Genomic DNA, 16,045 nt, shown 5'->3' on the forward strand with positions numbered 1-16,045 from the left:
ACAGGGTTAAGGAAGGGTTTCTGGATGGTTCTGAATTTTACATATTTATCAATTTGTTATGGCCGGAACTTGCTTGATTCAGATCCTGGGACCATGCAAGGTGAGCGGGCAAGCAGTGTAGATCTGCCGGCCGGCGTACCACTTCACCCCTCGCTCCCCAGCCGGCTGGCAGAAACCTTTGGCTCTCAATGGGGATCTACGACGCGTGGGCGGTTTCTGGTGGCTTGAAGGCTTGCGATTTGTTTCCGATGCTCTAAGAGGAAGGGGAAGCATCGCTGAGGAGTTTGTCCATGCGCGCGCGCATCTACCAACCCGCCCGCAACGCCATGCAGTCGGGCACCGCGAAAACCAAGTTCTGGTATCTCGATTACGTTCCCGCCGACGCGCGTGAGATCGATCCGCTGATGGGCTGGACGAGTTCGGATGACACCCAGACCCAGGTGCGTCTGCGTTTCGAGAGCCGCGAGGCGGCCGAGGCCTATGCCAAGGAAAAGGGCATCGACTATCTGGTGACCGAGCCGCACAAGCGCTCCGCCAATATCCGCCCGCGCGGCTATGGCGAGAACTTCGCTACCGACCGGCGTGCCAACTGGACGCATTGATCCCGTATAGCACACCTGAGGTCTCCCGATGGGAGGCCGGGTTTTGCCTTGGGTCAAACGGCGTGGGCGCGGCTGGGGATTGCGCCTCGTTTTCGTAGGCTTTTTTGTGTCACGCAAGGTGGCGCGCGATCGCGCGTCGCTCGCCAAAGACGGTCCGGGGTATGGGCGCTTTGAGGGGCGGTGAGGGGGGCTCCCGCTCGCGACGCGCTCTTGTGTTGCCCAGTACTGACGCCATGAGATTTCTGATCGGTCTGGCTCCTCCAACGGGCCGAACTGATCGCGGTTGAAACGCTGGCTGATGACCTTCGCACCAATGATCTGCGTTTCGTTCTCGAGCACACGCAGGACGACTCGCCTGCGACTTCAATCGCCGGTTTTCGCGTGTCCGGCGGGCGCCGTCAGAAATCGTAAACGATCGGCAAAAGCCCCACCGCGACCAGCAAGGTGAAAAGCGCGAGCGGCGTCCCGATTTTCAGGAAGTCGACGAAACGGTAACCCCCGGGGCTCAGCACGAGGAGATTCACGGGCGAGGCGACGGGCGTCATGAACGCCGTCGAAGCCGCCAGCGCCACGCACATCATGAAGGGCTCTGGCGAAGCGCCCATGCCCTTCGCGATCGCAAGCGCGATCGGCCCCATCAGCACGGCTGTCGCGGTATTGGACATGAACAGGCTCAACGTCATCGTCACCAGAAACAGCGTTCCGAGCACGACGCGCGGGGCGCTTTCTCCAAAGGTATCAAGGACGGTCGCGGCCGCAAGATCGACGCCGCCTGCGCGTTCAAGCGCCAGCGCGAAGGGTATCATGCCGGCGATGAGCACCAAGGTCTGCCAGTTGATCGCGCGATAGGCCGACGGAAGATCAATGCAGCCGAAAACCCCTAGCGCGATGCAGGTTATCAGTGCGATCTGCGCGTTCGGCAGCACCCCGAATGTCATCGCGAGCACCATGGCGGCAAGGACGGCGATTGCGGTCTTCGCTCGCTTGCGTTCGGGCACATATTCCTCGGCCTCCTCGGGCAGTTCGAGAAGGACGAGATCGCGCCGATGCTCCTGCAAACGCTGGATCGTCCTCCACGGACCGCTGAGCAGGAGCGTGTCGCCTGCTTTCAGCTGCGTATTGGCCACGTCGCCCGTAACGGGTTGCTGGCTGCGACAGATGCCCAGGACGCTCAGTTCCGAAATGGTCCTGAGGTTTGCCTCGACGGGCGATTTGCCCACCAGAGGCGAGTTCGGCGGAACCATCGCTTCGACGAGCCCCACGTCACGGTTGGGAAGGGGGGTGGAGTTTTCGAAAGAGGCGCATCGCTGCAAATCGTGCAACGCAATGTACCCATCGAGGTCGAAAGAGGGGGACGACAGGATGACGATGAGACGGTCGTTGGCGACAATCTGTTCATGGGCCTGCGGAAGCAGAAACTCCCTCCCGTGCCGCCTGCGGCGCTCGAGCGCGAAGATGGCGACGCCATCGCGTCCGAAGAGACCGAGCTCGTCGAGCCGATGTCCCGTGATGTTGCTCGCGGCCGGGATGGCAATGCGCGCGATCCGATCAGCCAGGCCGAAGCGTTCAAGCAGATCGCGAAACCTCGGTCGCAGGCTGGCAGAGGTCGATGCCTGTTTCCCCGGGCCAAGAAAACGACGCATGAACAGCATGTAGAGGATCGCGAAGACCAGGACAGGCACGCCGAAAAGAGAGAAATCGAAGAACCCGAAACCGTCATATCCCTGCCGGATCAGCTCGGCATTGAGCACCATGTTCGGCGGGGTTGCGACAAGCGTGAGCATGCCCGAAATGAGCGCCGCGATCGAAAGGGACATCATCAGTCGGTTTGGCGGAATATGGACCTTGCGCGCTGCACTCAGGACGATCGGAATGAAGATCGCGACAACGCCCGTCGAACTCATGAAGGCGCTGAGCCCGGCGGCAAACAGCATCAGCAGAACGAGCATCTTGGCCTCGCTGCCGCCCGAGCGGAGGCTGAGCTGATCGCCGATCCACTGGGTAACGCCGGTTCGCACCAGGGCTTCGCCCACGACGAACAAGGCCGCGATAAGAATGACGCTGGGATCGGAAAATCCCTTGAGCGCCTCGGAGACGGAAATCAGCCCGGTGAAGGGCATCGCGATCACGAGCAGAACCGCGACCACATCCATGCGCGGTTTTCCCAGGACGAAGAGCGCAAGCGAGATAATGAGAAGGACCAGGACGGATGCGAGCTCGAATGTCATCAGGTTTCCGATTTCCGGGTTTGACGATGTCCTGTTGTCATCGGCATGCGCAACACGATCACCTCAGGGGGGAGGGAAGGTTTTCCTGAAACCCATCTTGCAGACCTTCGCGGGCAGATGAAAGGTCACTTGGCGAAACGGGTGTCTCGAAAAGCAATCGGATCACGCACCGATCCGCTCCCCGGGGCGGCCGTGGGCCCACTTAGCCTACGCGGGCATTGCACTCGATCGTGTCAGCGTCTCGATCACTGCGGAGGGTAGTGGGTGCGCAGGGCGATCATGTCCTGCCCGCCCAACCTGGTCACGGAATTCCCGTCCTCGGAAAAGATCGAGCGCTGCGTGTAATAGGGGTTCACGATATCGGTCGAAAATCCGAGGCTTTGGGTGAGTTCCTCGAGCACGATCGAGCGAATGTCGCGCGACAGGATATCTCGGGTGAAGACGATATCGGCTTCGCTGATCCGGCCGGTATTCGTCTGCCAGAAGAAGGTGACGCGCGCGACGCTGCCTTTTTCCATGCGCGTTCCGTCGACCATCCGGTCGCCCGTATCGCGCACGATGCCGCCTTCTTTCGTGGCGCTGAGAAAAATCTCGATATCGGCGCGCTTGCCCGTGACATAGGTCACTCGGAGATCGGCCCCGGCGGCGTTGATCTCCTGCGTGGAGTCGAGAAGCGCATTATGGATTTCGCGCCGCGTACGGTCCGGGAAATGCGGGGAGACGAACTTGATGGCCACGGTAAGGTTCCTGCGTTTCGGCGCGAACCATTTGCGCATCGGCAATTTGCAGGCGCCTCCGGGCTGCGCTTCGCAGGCGACGGCACGATAGAGATCGCGGTCGCTCAACTTGCCTTCACAACGCACCAGTCCTTCGGCGAAGAGCGGTGGTGCGCTAAGCGCGGTCATCAGGGCGGCGACGGTGAGGGCGTGGCGCATGGAGGCTCCCGGGCGCTGTGAGACGATGCTCACAGGGTTCACCGGGGGCCTCGGATGCGTCAAGCGATTTGAGCGATTCGCCTCAGCTTTGCAGCGAAACGATGTGGTTGTCCCAGGCGCAGTCCTGCCGCCCGAGCGGTCGCGTGCCTTGCGCGCCGACCGCGATCAGCCCACCCAGCCCGTCGCTGGCCAGATAGCCTGCCGGGTGGGTCGCGAGCCCGCAGACATCGGCACGCGAGACCGCGCCGAGGAAACTCCCGTCGGGCGCAAAGCGATGGAGCCTCCCCCCGCGCGGTGAGCTGATCGCGATTTCCGAACCATCGCCCGAAAAAGCGATGGAGCCGGCATAGCCCTTCATCGCCAGCTCGTCCGCAAGCGGGGCTGAGGCAAGCACCGGGGCCTCGCCCCGCCGATGCAGGCCCAGAAGGGGCGTGGCGGCATCCGGCGCGCCTTCCCATTGCATCGCGAAACCCACCTGTCCGTCGGGACCGAGCGCGAGGTGACGGATCGAGTTCTGCCAAAGCTCGGGCTCCAGCTCGATTGTCTCCAGAAGCCGCCCGTCGAGATCGAAATAGCTCAGGTTCGGGCGCATCGTGTCGATGTTCAGCTTCGTTCGGTCGCTCGGATCGGTCGCGATCCCGCCATTCGCCCCGACCAGCGTGCGCCCATCCCCCATCAGCCGCAGGTCATGCGGGCCAATGCCGTGGGTCGCGAACTCCCCGACGCGCAGATAGCCCGCCTCGACATCCCAGATCCCGATGACGCCGGCGCTGGTGTCGGCCATCTGCTCGACCGTGAGGAGACGCGCGCCATTCTCGACATAGACGCCGTGGCCGTTGAACTGGCGTCCCTCGGGTGGCGTGAGCGTACGGATGACCGCGCCGCCCACGCAATCGATGACCAGCGCGAAATGGCCCGGACGGCGGGCGAAGGCCACGGCCTCTGCGCGGGTCGGGTGGCCTGCGCCCGCATGGCCGCGCGCGGGAAGGGGAAGTTGAAACAGGGTCGCGCCTTCGGGATCGAGGCCAAAGAGCGCGAAGCGCCCGTCGGGGGTTTTCGCGGCGGCGATATAGGCGGGGTCACCGGCGGCGGCCCAGCTCAGGTTCGGCGCGGCCGAGGCGGCGAGAAGACCGGCGAGGAAAAAGCGGCGGGTGGTCATGGGGTCAGTCTCCGTCTTGCGAGTTGAATCCGGCCGAGATGCCGAGCGCGGTGCCGATCTCGGTCTCGACCGCGCGGCGCATGGACTGCACCTGTTGTTGGAGGATCTCGACGCGGAGCCGGGATTGCGGATCGCTCACGCCAGATAAGTCTTTTTTGTCAATCGACTGAGCGGCTTTCTTGATGTTGTCCGACGCTGCGTCCACCTGCGGAAGATCGTGGTCGACAAGCGCATGGGCAAGCTGCTCGGCGGCTTCCGTCGACAGGAGAACATTGCGCAGGCTGCGACCGGAGCGCCGTGCTTCGGCAAGCTTGGGTCGGGGTTTGTCAAAGGTACCAAGGGGGCGCCCGAGACGGCTGTCAGCGGTGAATTCGAGCCCCGAAAGCAGTTGGGTGTAAAGCGCGCGGATCGCCTCGTCATCGCTCATATAGGTCGCGTTGTCGGGCGCCCCGGCGGTTTCCAGAACCTTCGCGAACTCCTCCCAATCGGCGTTGAGCGCCTGTGCCTGACGCGCCAGTTCAATGCTCGCGGCCTGCACGTAGCGACAGCTGTAGCTATGCGCGTCATAGCCCGAGAAAGCGGGGTCGTAGAGCAGCATCTCGAGTGCGAACAAACCCTTGGCCGCGATCGAAGCCTCGGCAAAGCGTGCAGGGTCATCGACCACCGGATCTTGCTGTGCGACCATCTTCGTGACTGTTCGCTGCGTGAAACCGCGATCGTCGGGCCAGAAGGCAATCGACAGGGCCGCCGTCTCCGATGGCCCGAGGCGCAGGTCCCCCACCGCAAGCCAGGCATCGAAGGCGGCGTTATAGGCAGGGCGGACCGAAGGTGCGGTACAATCGGCCTCTGCTGTCTCGGCCAGCGTCCGGGCGGCTTCGGCAAAGCCTGCAAACCCTGGCAGGATGTCTTGCTCAAGCGCTTCAGAGACGCCGCCGAATGCGGGCGCGGCAAGCGTGAGCGATAGCAGAAGGGCGGGCAGGCGCATTACAGGCTCTCCAGGAATTTGATCAGGGCGTCGCGGTCGGCTTTCGGCATCTCGATCACGCGGGTCTTCGCGGGGTCCGCTTCGCCAGCATGCCAAAGGATCGCCTCCAGCAGGTTGCGCGCGCGACCGTCGTGCAGGAAACGGGTATGGCCGCTGACCGTCTCGGTCATGCCGATCCCCCAAAGCGGCGGCGTGCGCCATTCGCGTCCCGTCGCGCGACCCTCGGGGCGATTGTCGGCCAGACCCTCGCCCATGTCATGCAGCAGCAAGTCGGTGTAGGGCCAGATCAGCTGGAAGCTCTGCTCGGGCTGGCCCTCGAGCCGGTGGGTGACGAATTTCGGTTTGTGGCAGGCGGTGCAGCCAGTCTCGTAGAAGATCTGCTTGCCGCGCAATACCTGCGGATCGGCGGCGTCGCGGCGCGCGGGAACGGCGAGGTTGCGGCTGTAAAAGCTCACAAGATCAAGACCTTCCGCGTCGATTTCAAAGCCGTCCTCTTCCGGATCGCCGCCATGGATCGCGGTGCGGCACGCAGCTTGCGCCGCGGTGCAATCGCCCCAGGGATCGGGAAAGAGCGGCGAGGAAATCCCCATGTCACCGGAGAAAGCGGCAGCCGATTGTTCCTTCACCGTCGGCACACCGGCCTTCAAGCCGAAACGCCCCAGCATCGGGCGGGCCAGCTCGATCGACCAGACGATATTGGGACGCCCCGAAATCCCGTCGCCATCACTGTCCTCGGGATCGGCCAGAGCGAGGATGTCCGCCGCCGGGATCGCTTCGAGCAAGCCAAGCCCGATCATCTGCGGCGCCACGCGCGGCGAGAGCATCGCATCTTCGGCCAACGGACCATATCCGAGATCGGCCGCGCGGTAGTGGGGCTTGAGAAGCGTCGCGGTTTCGCCTTCGGACAGCGCCACGTCGACCTCTTCATACCGAATATCCAGCCGATATTCGGCCGCATGTCCGGTCGTCGCGAAATCCTGCAGCTGGCCGCCATAGATCGGGTCGGGGGCGCTCGCGATATAATCCTCGATCTCGGCCATCTGCGCATTCAGGTCGGCCCGGTCGCCCGGCACCGAGACCCGCAGGAACATCGACACGGCGGTATCCTCGGGGCCCTCGGGCGGATGGCCGCGCCCGTCCTTGATATGGCAATTCTGGCAGCCCCGCGCATTGTAGAGCGTGCCCAACCCGTCGGAGGCGCGCGTCGAGGCGGGGGCCTCGACCCAGATCTTGCGAAAGAGCCCGTTGCCGACCTTGAAGTCCAGTTCGCGCGCGAAGTCGATATTGCCCGAAGGCTGCGAGAACGCATCGGCATTGCGCCGAGCGCGCACGGTGGCAGCTCCGGCAGGCATTTCCTCGAAGCGCTCGGGCTTGGAGAAATCATGCGTCGGGGCGGTGACCGCCTCGATCCGCGCAGCCTCTTCGGGCGTGCGCGCGACCACCGCGAGATGCGGATCGTCGAGGGTGAGGGCCGCCGCGGGACCGGCGCAAAGACACGCCGCGGCCAGAGCGCGGCACGAAAGGTGGCGGAGGGGGTTGGCTGGGCGTGAGGAGGGCATCGCTTGCTATTCGAAGGTTGCGCGGTGCGACATTAACTTCATGTCGCACCGCTTTGGTTTTACTGGAAAACGGCGTTCGGATTGTCGAGGCTGTCCGAGCCTTCGAAGGCGATCTGGTCGAGCTCCAGCGTCCGGACGACCCGTTCGATCGAGCGGGTCTGGTCGATCAGCCCGTTCACGCCACCCATGATCAGCGCCTCGCCTTCGGCATTGCCCGCAGCGAGCATCATGTCATAGGCGAAACCATCTTCGGCCGCAGCCTTGATCGCGCCGAGCGCGTCCATCGTGGTGTCGAGCTTGCCGCGCATCTCGGCATCGAGCGCGGGGTCTTTCGCAGCCACCAGATCCGAGAGAGACGCACCCTCGATCACCGAGCCGTCGATCCGCTCGTAGCGGCCGAGATAGACGTTCCGGATGCCGAGCCCGTCATAGTAATGGCTGTTATGGGTGTTGTCGGAGAAGCAATCATGCTCTTCCTCGGGATCGTTCAGCATCAGCCCGAGACGCATCCGCTCGCCGGCCTGTTCGCCATAGGAAAGGCTACCCATGCCGGTCAGGATCGCGACAAGGCCCGCACCTTCATCGGCCGTGACCGACTGGCGTGCGTCGCCACCTTCGGCCCAGTTCGCGGCCATTTCTTCGAGATCGGCCACCAGCAGGTCGGTCGCCGCTTTCAGATAGGCCGAGCGGCGGTCGCAGTTGCCACCCGTACATCCCTCGCCGGTGACATAATCGGTATAGGGGCGCGCGCCGGCGCCGGGGCCGGTGCCATTGAGATCCTGCCCCCAGAGGAGGAATTCGATCGCGTGATAGCCGCGCGCGACATTGGTTTCGATCCCGTCGGCCTCGTTGAGGGTCTCACCGATCAACTCGGGCGTGATCTCGGTCGCGTCGACCTGCTGGCCCGCAATGGTGATCTGCGGATTGGCGATCACATTCAGTGCGGCCAGTTCATTCGCATCGCTCGGTCCACCATAGGATGCATCGACATAGTCGATCAGCCCTTCGTCGAGGGGCCAGGCATTCACCTTGCCCTCCCAGTCATCGACGATGGCATTGCCGAACCGGTAAACTTCGGTCTGCTGATAGGGCACACGGGCGGCAAGCCACGCGGTTTTCGCCGCTTCCAGCGTTTCGGGCGAGGGGCTGGCGATCAGCGCATCGACCGCCGCTTGCAGCGCGCGGGCAGTGGCGAGGCTGTCGGCGTATTTCGCCTCCGCGATATCGGCATAGGTGTCGAGCACCGCAGCCGGGCTTGCCGCGGCCTCGGCCTGTGCCAGAGAGGGGGAGAGGCAAAGGGCAAGGTAGGTCGTTGCCATCAAGGATTTCATCATGTGTCGCTGTCCTTTCGCGCGTCTGTTGCGGCCGACAGGTTTGGATGCCCGGACAGGGCATCGAACCGCTCTGGCCGATGTCCGTGTCTCTGGGCTTCCCGAGGTGCAAAATTCGGGTGGCTAAGAGGATGCGGCAATACCTGATTGAATTGCTCGGATATGTCAATCGGGGTTTTGGAATGCTGTGGTTTTTCTTCCCGGCAGGGCGTCAAAAAGCGGGAGAGAGGTGCTTTTCGTCGTGAAACGATCAAAATCGCGCCCTATCACGCAGCGAAAGAGCCGCTTGGGCAGCTTGACGAAACTGTCGGATGACAAGAACGCGAAGCTGTGGCAGCAAGGGCAAAGACGGGGGGGGCGATGGCACTGAATTTTCGACAAAGCGAGATTCTCGAGATCGCGCGCAACGAGGGGCGCGTGGGTGTCGAGGCACTGGCCGAACGCTTCAACGTCTCGTTGCAGACGATCCGGCGCGACCTCACCGATCTGGCCGATGCGGGCCATCTGGAGCGGGTGCATGGCGGCGCGGTGATCCGCACCGGCGTGGTGAATTTCGCCTATGAGGAGCGCCGTCGGATGAACGAGGCGGCGAAGGCCGCGATCGGGCGGGCCTGCGCGCAGGCGATCCCCGACAACAGCTCGATCATCCTCAATCTGGGCACCACCACCGAAGCCGTGGCGCGCGAATTGCTCGGCCATCGCAACATCACCGTGGTGACCAACAATATCAACGTCGCCAATATCCTGCTGGCCAATGAGAGTTGCGAGATCCTCGTGGCGGGCGGGAACCTGCGGCGCTCGGATGGCGGGTTGGTGGGCGATCTGACGGCGGATTTCATTCGCGAGTTCAAGGTCGATTTCGCGGTGATCGGGGCCTCGGGGCTCGACGCGGACGGCGATCTTCTCGATTACGATCTGGCCGAGGTTCGGGTAAGCCGCACGATCCTGCGTCAGGCGCGCACGAAATTCCTCGTGACCGATGCCTCCAAGCTCGCGCGCTCGGCCCCGGTGCGGCTGGCGTCGCTGAGCGAACTCGACCGGGTCTTCATCGATGCGCCTTTGCCCGGGGATCTCGCGCAGCTTTGCGCTGAGGCCGAGACCGAGGTCACCGTCGTCGGGTCGTAATCTTCACCCGCGCCGGAGCGTCTTGCGGTAGGCCTTGCGCAGGGGCTGGCCAAGCCCGGTCCCCATGAGGGCGCGGATCAGGCTGCGCCGCAACCTCAGCATGGCAAATCGGGCACGCAGAGACAGAGGGCGGCGCGCGGGGCGCTTGTCCTGCGCCACGAGCAACGGCTCGATCCGCAACAGATCCTCGCGATCCTGTCCGGCAAGGCGGCGTGCCTTGAGAGCCGCGACCTCCGGAAGGCTCACGTAGCTCAGCCCCGCATAGCGAAAATGGAGCGCCGGATTGCGCGGGATCTCGGCGGGCGGGGCACTGTGATAGCCGCCTTCATGCTGCTCGATCGTGGTGCCGGGCGCCCCTTCAGGCAATGGTGCGGGCGCGATCACGTCAATATCAGTGGGTGGGCGCACCCCGTAGAGCCCCATCACCATCCCGGTGTCCACCGCAAACGCATCCGCTGTCAGCCCCCGCGCATCGCGCCAGGTCGCAAGCGTCTCGAGATGGGCGCGGGTCTCGGCGAAAGCCATCGGATGGCCATGTTCGAGGAAATGCCGCGCATTGGGGTTCAAGAGCAGATGCGCCAGCTCCACCGCCTCGCGATGGGTATCGGTGATATGAACCGAGCTTTTCGCGATCCTGTAGAGCGCGCGGATCTCGTCTTTCAGCGCGACCCGGTCGAGGTCGGGCGGGGCATCGAAGACAAGAACCCGTAGCGGGCCGGGACCGGAGAAACACTCCAACAACTTGCGCCGGATGCCGGGGAAGTTCTCCTCGGACGGGCCGATCCAGGGCTCGTTCGGATAGACGCGGGTGAGCAGCGTATGGCCCGCGTGAAGCGACAGCTGCAAGGCGCGACGATAGGTGAGTGGGCCGATCAGCTGCTCGACCTCGCGTTCGCGCCCCTTGGCTGCGGGCCACAGGAGCGCGACGGCGGCATGGGGCATCGCCTCGACCAAGCGGATTGCGGATGCGTCGAGATCGGCCTCGGCCATGCCGCGTCCGGCAAAGAAGCGGTAATCGAAAACTTTCGGCTCCAACCCCGTCTCGACCGCCGTCACCGTCGTTCCAAGCGCGATGGCGCAGGCCGCGCGGTGACCTGCGTTGAGCAGGCTGCCGTCCGAGGCGAGCGGGACGAGGCTGCGCATAGGATCGAAGCCGCTGGTTTCCATGCTTTCCATCAATGCGTCGAAATCATCGCGATAGCGCGCGATCCCCGTCTTGCCATCGCTGCCCGGCTCGATCATGTCGCCCAGCGAGAAGGCCGCGATATGCTCTTCATAGAGCCGATCGGCGAAAGGCGAGCCACCCGCGCGCCGTCCATCGAGCCACAAGAGCTTGAAGCCAAGATCGAAGCGGTTCCAGCTCGGGGTCGGGACGTAGGTTTTCAGCGGCAGCTCGGTCCGTACGGGGTCAATCTGTTGCGCGAGAAAGGCGTCGATCCGGGTCTCGAGCGCGGCACGGGGCAGGGTGGTTTTCGTCATGCCGCGACCTTCCCCGGTTGCCCGAGCGCGATCAGCCGGTCGATCAGAGCATCGAAATTACGTCTGCCGTCGAAGCGCTGCGCGGCACGGGCGCGGGCCGTTTCGCCCATTCTCGCACGCAGGGCAGGATCCTCGAGCAGCGCCGAAAGGGCGGCGACAAAGCCCGCATCGTCCTCGGGGGCGACAAGTCGCCCGGTCACGCCGTCCTCGACCAGATCAGGGATGCCGCCAAGCGCGCTGGAGACGACCGGAAGACCCGCCGCCGCCGCCTCGACGAGAACGAAGGGCGACATGTCAAGCCGGGTGGGCAGGCAGAAGAGATCCATCCGTGGCAACAGTTCCTGCATCAGCTGCGCATGTGACAGAGGTCCATGACAGGTGACGTGCGGGCCTTTCGGTGGTGGCGCGCTGTCGCCCGAGACGATATGCAGATGGCACCGCCCGGACAGGGGCCCGCCGACCCAGTCGGCCAGACGATACGCCCCTTTGCGCAGCAGGTTGTTGCCCACGAAAAGGATTTGCGGCACCGCGTTCACCGCCCCGCCCGCAGGTGGTGGCCATTGAGCGGGATCGAGCGAGGGCGGCTGGATCGTGATCCTGTCCATCCCGATCCCGAAATCCTCGCGGAGCGAATCCGCGGCCCAATGGCTCATCGGGAAGAGATGCGCGGCCTTGCGGCACAGCGTCGCTTCGGTTTCGATCTCGGCCGCGCTCCATCCCGGCAAGGGCAGGTCGCGCGTCAGCGCGGGGCGCGTCGTGTCGAGGGCGAGTGTCACCGGGATGTCGCCCCCGGTGACCGCGCCGGCGGGCCAATGAGCGGCGACGTGGATGATATCGGGGCGATGGCGCGCGATGGCGGCCCGGATATCGCGCCCGAGCATCCCCTCATGCATCGCGATCGGATCAAAGGGCCGCAAGGCGCGGCCGAGAGCCCCGTCGGCATGGCGGCGCGCAAGCTGCATGGCAATCCGGGGCGGCGCGCGGTGCAGCACGGTTGCGCGCAGGTCGTCGCGCATGCGCAGCGCGGCCTCGAGCTGGCGCGCATAGGTCGCCCAGCCCAGCACGTCATTGGCCACGAAGAGAATATGCGTCTTCGCCATCAGATCCCTTGCCCCACCAAGGCGTGGCGTCCGTCCCCATCGAACGCCTGTGGCTCCCAGCCTGCGCCGCCCTCGCGCGATCCGTCAAGTTGGCGTATGAGAGAGGGGTGGCAATCACACCGAATGGCGATCCGGAGGCGAAGGAGCGGGCGTGCAAACTGCGGAGCGAAGCGATCCTCGGCTGACGCATGTCCTGATCGTGAGCGATTTCGCCGATGTGACCGGGGGTCAGGCGAAGGTCGCGATCGACACGGCGCGGCTTCTGGCGGGGGCCGGGCTTGAGGTGTCGTTCTTCGCAGCGACCGGGCCGGTGAGCCCGCTGCTCAGCCATCCGAAGATCCGCGTGGCTTGTCTTGGCCAGCATACGCTGCTCGACAATCCGAGCCGGATGCGCGCGATGCTCTCCGGGCTGTGGAACCGTGCCGCCGCGCAGGCCTTGCGCGCCGAGATCGCGCGCCATGACCCGGCGCACACGGTGATCTTGTGCCACGGCTGGGCCAAGGCGCTCTCACCGGCGATCGGGCCGGTGCTGACCGGGGGCGGGCTCCGCTGCCTCTATACGATGCACGAATATTTTCTCGCCTGTCCCAACGGCGGATTCTACGACTACCGCGCGGGCGAGATCTGCACGCGCAAACCTCTGGGCGCGGCGTGCCTGACCCGCAATTGCGATGCGCGCCACGCGGTTCACAAAGGCTGGCGCGTCGCGCGGCAGGCTTTGGCGCGCGGCCCGGGACGGCTGCCAGGCGGCTTGAGCGACATTGCCTATATCTCACGGACGCAGTGCGCCGCGATGGCGCCTTACCTACCACGAGACGCGCGGCTCCATCATCTGGCCAACCCGGTTGCGAGCGATGCCCCCCCGGTGGACGCAACCGCCAATGACGCCTTCGTCTTCGTCGGACGGCTCTCTCCAGAAAAAGGCGGTGCGATCTTCGCCGAGGCCGCAAGGCGCGCTGGGCTGCGCGCGGTTTTCGTGGGCGATGGGCCCGAGGCGGCCCACATCCGCGCGATCAACCCGCAGGCCGAGATCACCGGCTGGGTCACGCCAGACGAGGTCCAACAACATCTTGCGCGCGCCCGCGCGGTCGTCTTCCCGAGCCTCTGGTATGAATGCCAGCCCCTCGTGCCGATCGAGGCGCTGTTGCGAGGGGTGCCGGTGGTGACGGGGCGCTGGAGTGCGGCCCATGAGGTCGTCGAGGACGGGGTGAACGGGGTGATCTATGACCGCCCCGATGCGCAGACGCTGGCCGAGGCGCTGGGCCGGGTGGAGCGGATCGGTCCATTCGAGAGCGCGGGCCTCGCCGAAGCGGTCTCGCCCGCGCGACATGTCGAAAGCCTCATCGCGATCTGCGAGGAGATGCTAGGGCGCCCAGCCTGAGAGATCGAGGTCGAAGGCCTCGGCCAGCCGCGCATTCTTTTCCGCGAAACCCCGGCGCAGATCCACCATAAACGCCGCATCGCCGTCGCGCTCGGGCGGGCGGGTATTGAGTGTGCGATAGAGCGCGCGCGCGGCCGAATAGACCCGCCCCTTCGGCAATGCGCCCCGCACCGCGATATTGAGCCGTTGCAGGGCGCGGTTGCGCGGCGTGTAGCTCTCGTTCTCGACCGGGAAGGCATAAGCGGCGTAGAAAGCCGGGTCGATTCCGCACCAATCCGCAATCTCCGTCACAAGCCCGGTGGGATCGGTGCGCAGCCGGTCGAAGGTCACCACCTTCATCCGTGCGGGGTCCAGCCGGTCGCGCCAGCGCTCCAGCCAGGGCAGGTAATCGGCGCAGGCCAGCGCGTTCGCCGCCAGCTCGTTGCCACCGAAGACCTGCGTGCCCGCGCGAACCGCCGCGAGATAGTCGGGAAAACTCATTCCGGCGGGGATGTAATCCCAGTTGTCGCGGAAGTAATCATACCCGGAGCGGATCTGGCTTGCCGGTTCGCGCAGCACGAAGAGCGCGCGCGCCTTGGGCAGTTCGGGGATCAGGGCGAGCGCTGTGCGGGAATAGATCGTGCTGGGCGTACCCTCGACGCGCAGGCGGGTCGCTGCATCTAGGGGTGGGAAGGCGTCGGCCAACCTCTCGATCCCCTGACCGGCGTTGAACGTCGGGCGGAAGACATGGCTGCCGGGATCGGCGAAGAAACAGCTCTCCTTTTCGTGCGAGCCCTGCACCTGCGGATGATCTGCAAGCCAACCGAAAAGCGACGAGGTGCCCGCCTTCGGCACGCCGGCGAGAAAGAGGATCGGTGCGCTCATCGCCGCGCCTCCAACTCTGCCAGATGAACTGCCATCTCGCGGGCAAAGCGCTCCAGCGTGAATCGGTTTTCGTAGCTTTGGCGCGCTGGACCGCGCATCGCCTGCAGGGCGTGACGGTCGAGCGAGGCAAGCATCCCGACCAGGGCGTCCGGTTCGAGTGCGAAGACGAACCCGGTCCTGCCGGAAGCCACCAGCGCGCCCATATCGCTGCGATCGGAGACAAGGACCGGCGTCCCATTGCGCAACGCCTCCGGCACGATCAGCGGCAGGCCTTCCCAGCGCGAGGGTACGATCAGCGCATCGGCCGCCGCGTAATATCCATTAAGCGCCTCGGGTGGCTGCCAGCCATGCATCGTGACGCCCTCGGGCAAATCCGGCGTCACTCCTCCGCGCACCGGCCCGCCCACGAGGTGCAGATGCAAATGCGGCCCTGCGCGACGGGCGCTTGCGAAGGCGGGCAGGAGGATATCGAGCCCCTTCTGATGGTCGAAGCGGCCGACGAACAGCAGATGGATCTCGTCCTCGGATCCACGGGCGAAAGGGGCAGGGGCCGTGTCCGGCGCGCGATCGGTCACGGCGTTTTCCACCACGACGTGCCGCCCGCGATAGCCATGGCGCCGCGCGAGCGCGAGATCGCCCTGCGAGACATTGACCACGAGATCGGCAAGCCCGCTCAGCCGCCCCTCGATCGCGCGCACGATCCGGCCCTTTGGCGATGCCGGATCGTAATTGCTGATCGCCCAGGCATGGGCGCAATAGAGCGCGGGGCTCCGATCGCCCATCGCCCGCAAGGCGAGGAGTGCCAGCAGCGAGAAGGTGCTGTTGAAGACATAGATATCAGGGCGGATCTCGCGCCGGGCGGTGCGGAATGCGCGCAGGAACCGGCCTAGCGCACCGAGGGTGCGCCCACCGCGCCGGAACCCGATCACGCCGGTTCGGTCCGCAAGGATGCGGGCGTCTTCTTCCGGCATCACTATGTTCAGATCATAACCATGAGGGGCAAGCGCGCGCAGGCTGTCTTGATAGCGCCCGACCCCGCCCAGAGCGGTCTCGCAAAGGCTCAGGATGCGTTTTCGAGAAGACGATTCGGGCAAATTGCACAACCTTTCAGCGACGCCATTGGGAAGCTTTACACCTAAGCGATGGGGAGTTGCTTGATTTTGCGCAGCGACGCGCCGCTTCTCTCCGCACTTGGCGCACAATGCCGAAAAAGAGGTCAAATTGTCGGGCTCGAGTGCACAGAGCCCGGATATGAAGAACATTCACCTGACTTTTTGACGGAATTGTGTCAAAAATG

The 16,045-nt window shown here is 64.7% G+C and carries 13 protein-coding genes; 3 read left to right on the forward strand and 10 right to left on the reverse strand.

The window, feature by feature from the left end; translation table 11 throughout:
- The first annotated feature begins 290 nt into the window (after positions 1 to 290).
- Positions 291 to 602, forward strand: coding sequence for an ETC complex I subunit (locus BMG00_RS15980; protein WP_078530223.1), 312 nt, complete (start codon positions 291 to 293; stop codon positions 600 to 602).
- Between the two features lie 398 nt (positions 603 to 1,000).
- Here the strand turns inward: BMG00_RS15980 and BMG00_RS15985 are convergent, their stop codons facing one another.
- The 6 genes from BMG00_RS15985 to BMG00_RS16010 form a co-directional block, all read right to left on the reverse strand.
- Positions 1,001 to 2,830: an SLC13 family permease gene (locus tag BMG00_RS15985; protein WP_078575028.1), complete on the reverse strand. Its 1,830-nt coding sequence runs from the start codon at positions 2,828 to 2,830 to the stop codon at positions 1,001 to 1,003.
- Positions 2,831 to 3,075: 245 nt separating this feature from the next.
- On the reverse strand, positions 3,076 to 3,765 hold the full coding sequence (locus tag BMG00_RS15990) for a DUF2927 domain-containing protein (RefSeq protein WP_078575029.1): 690 nt from the start codon (positions 3,763 to 3,765) through the stop codon (positions 3,076 to 3,078).
- An 82-nt stretch (positions 3,766 to 3,847) separates the two neighbouring features.
- Positions 3,848 to 4,924 (reverse strand): DUF1513 domain-containing protein, encoded by a 1,077-nt coding sequence (locus tag BMG00_RS15995; protein ID WP_078530226.1) that lies wholly within the window; start codon positions 4,922 to 4,924, stop codon positions 3,848 to 3,850.
- A gap of 4 nt (positions 4,925 to 4,928) precedes the next feature.
- Positions 4,929 to 5,909 (reverse strand): imelysin family protein, encoded by a 981-nt coding sequence (locus tag BMG00_RS16000; RefSeq protein WP_078575030.1) that lies wholly within the window; start codon positions 5,907 to 5,909, stop codon positions 4,929 to 4,931.
- Positions 5,909 to 7,468: a di-heme oxidoreductase family protein gene (locus tag BMG00_RS16005; protein WP_078575031.1), complete on the reverse strand. Its 1,560-nt coding sequence runs from the start codon at positions 7,466 to 7,468 to the stop codon at positions 5,909 to 5,911. Before BMG00_RS16005 ends, BMG00_RS16000 begins: the two co-directional genes overlap by 1 nt.
- A 59-nt stretch (positions 7,469 to 7,527) precedes the next feature.
- Complete coding sequence (locus tag BMG00_RS16010) at positions 7,528 to 8,787, reverse strand: imelysin family protein (RefSeq protein ID WP_245795064.1); 1,260 nt, start codon at positions 8,785 to 8,787, stop codon at positions 7,528 to 7,530.
- Between the two features lie 372 nt (positions 8,788 to 9,159).
- On the opposite strand from BMG00_RS16010, the gene BMG00_RS16015 reads away from it, so the two are divergent.
- Positions 9,160 to 9,924, forward strand: a complete 765-nt coding sequence (locus tag BMG00_RS16015) for a DeoR/GlpR family DNA-binding transcription regulator (protein WP_078530229.1) — start codon at positions 9,160 to 9,162, stop codon at positions 9,922 to 9,924.
- A 3-nt stretch (positions 9,925 to 9,927) separates the two neighbouring features.
- On the opposite strand, the gene BMG00_RS16020 is transcribed toward BMG00_RS16015, so the two are convergent.
- Entirely contained in the window at positions 9,928 to 11,403 is a 1,476-nt protein-coding gene (locus tag BMG00_RS16020; protein WP_078575032.1) for a hypothetical protein, read from the reverse strand.
- Positions 11,400 to 12,503, reverse strand: coding sequence for a glycosyltransferase family 4 protein (locus BMG00_RS16025; RefSeq protein ID WP_078575033.1), 1,104 nt, complete (start codon positions 12,501 to 12,503; stop codon positions 11,400 to 11,402). The genes BMG00_RS16020 and BMG00_RS16025 overlap by 4 nt, the downstream gene beginning before the upstream one ends.
- 151 nt (positions 12,504 to 12,654) lie before the next feature.
- Between BMG00_RS16025 and BMG00_RS16030 the strand changes: the two genes are divergently transcribed.
- Entirely contained in the window at positions 12,655 to 13,884 is a 1,230-nt protein-coding gene (locus BMG00_RS16030) for a glycosyltransferase family 4 protein (protein ID WP_078575034.1), read from the forward strand.
- Here the strand turns inward: BMG00_RS16030 and BMG00_RS16035 are convergent.
- Together BMG00_RS16035 and BMG00_RS16040 are read right to left on the reverse strand one after the other, a co-directional pair.
- Complete coding sequence (locus BMG00_RS16035) at positions 13,867 to 14,748, reverse strand: sulfotransferase domain-containing protein (RefSeq protein WP_078575035.1); 882 nt, start codon at positions 14,746 to 14,748, stop codon at positions 13,867 to 13,869. The two genes, BMG00_RS16030 and BMG00_RS16035, sit on opposite strands and share 18 nt — an antisense overlap.
- Entirely contained in the window at positions 14,745 to 16,010 is a 1,266-nt protein-coding gene (locus BMG00_RS16040; RefSeq protein ID WP_078575036.1) for a glycosyltransferase family 4 protein, read from the reverse strand. Before BMG00_RS16040 ends, BMG00_RS16035 begins: the two co-directional genes overlap by 4 nt.
- Between the last annotated feature and the right edge of the window lie 35 nt (positions 16,011 to 16,045).

This window comes from Thioclava marina (genome assembly GCF_002020135.1).
Taxonomy (GTDB): domain Bacteria; phylum Pseudomonadota; class Alphaproteobacteria; order Rhodobacterales; family Rhodobacteraceae; genus Thioclava; species Thioclava marina.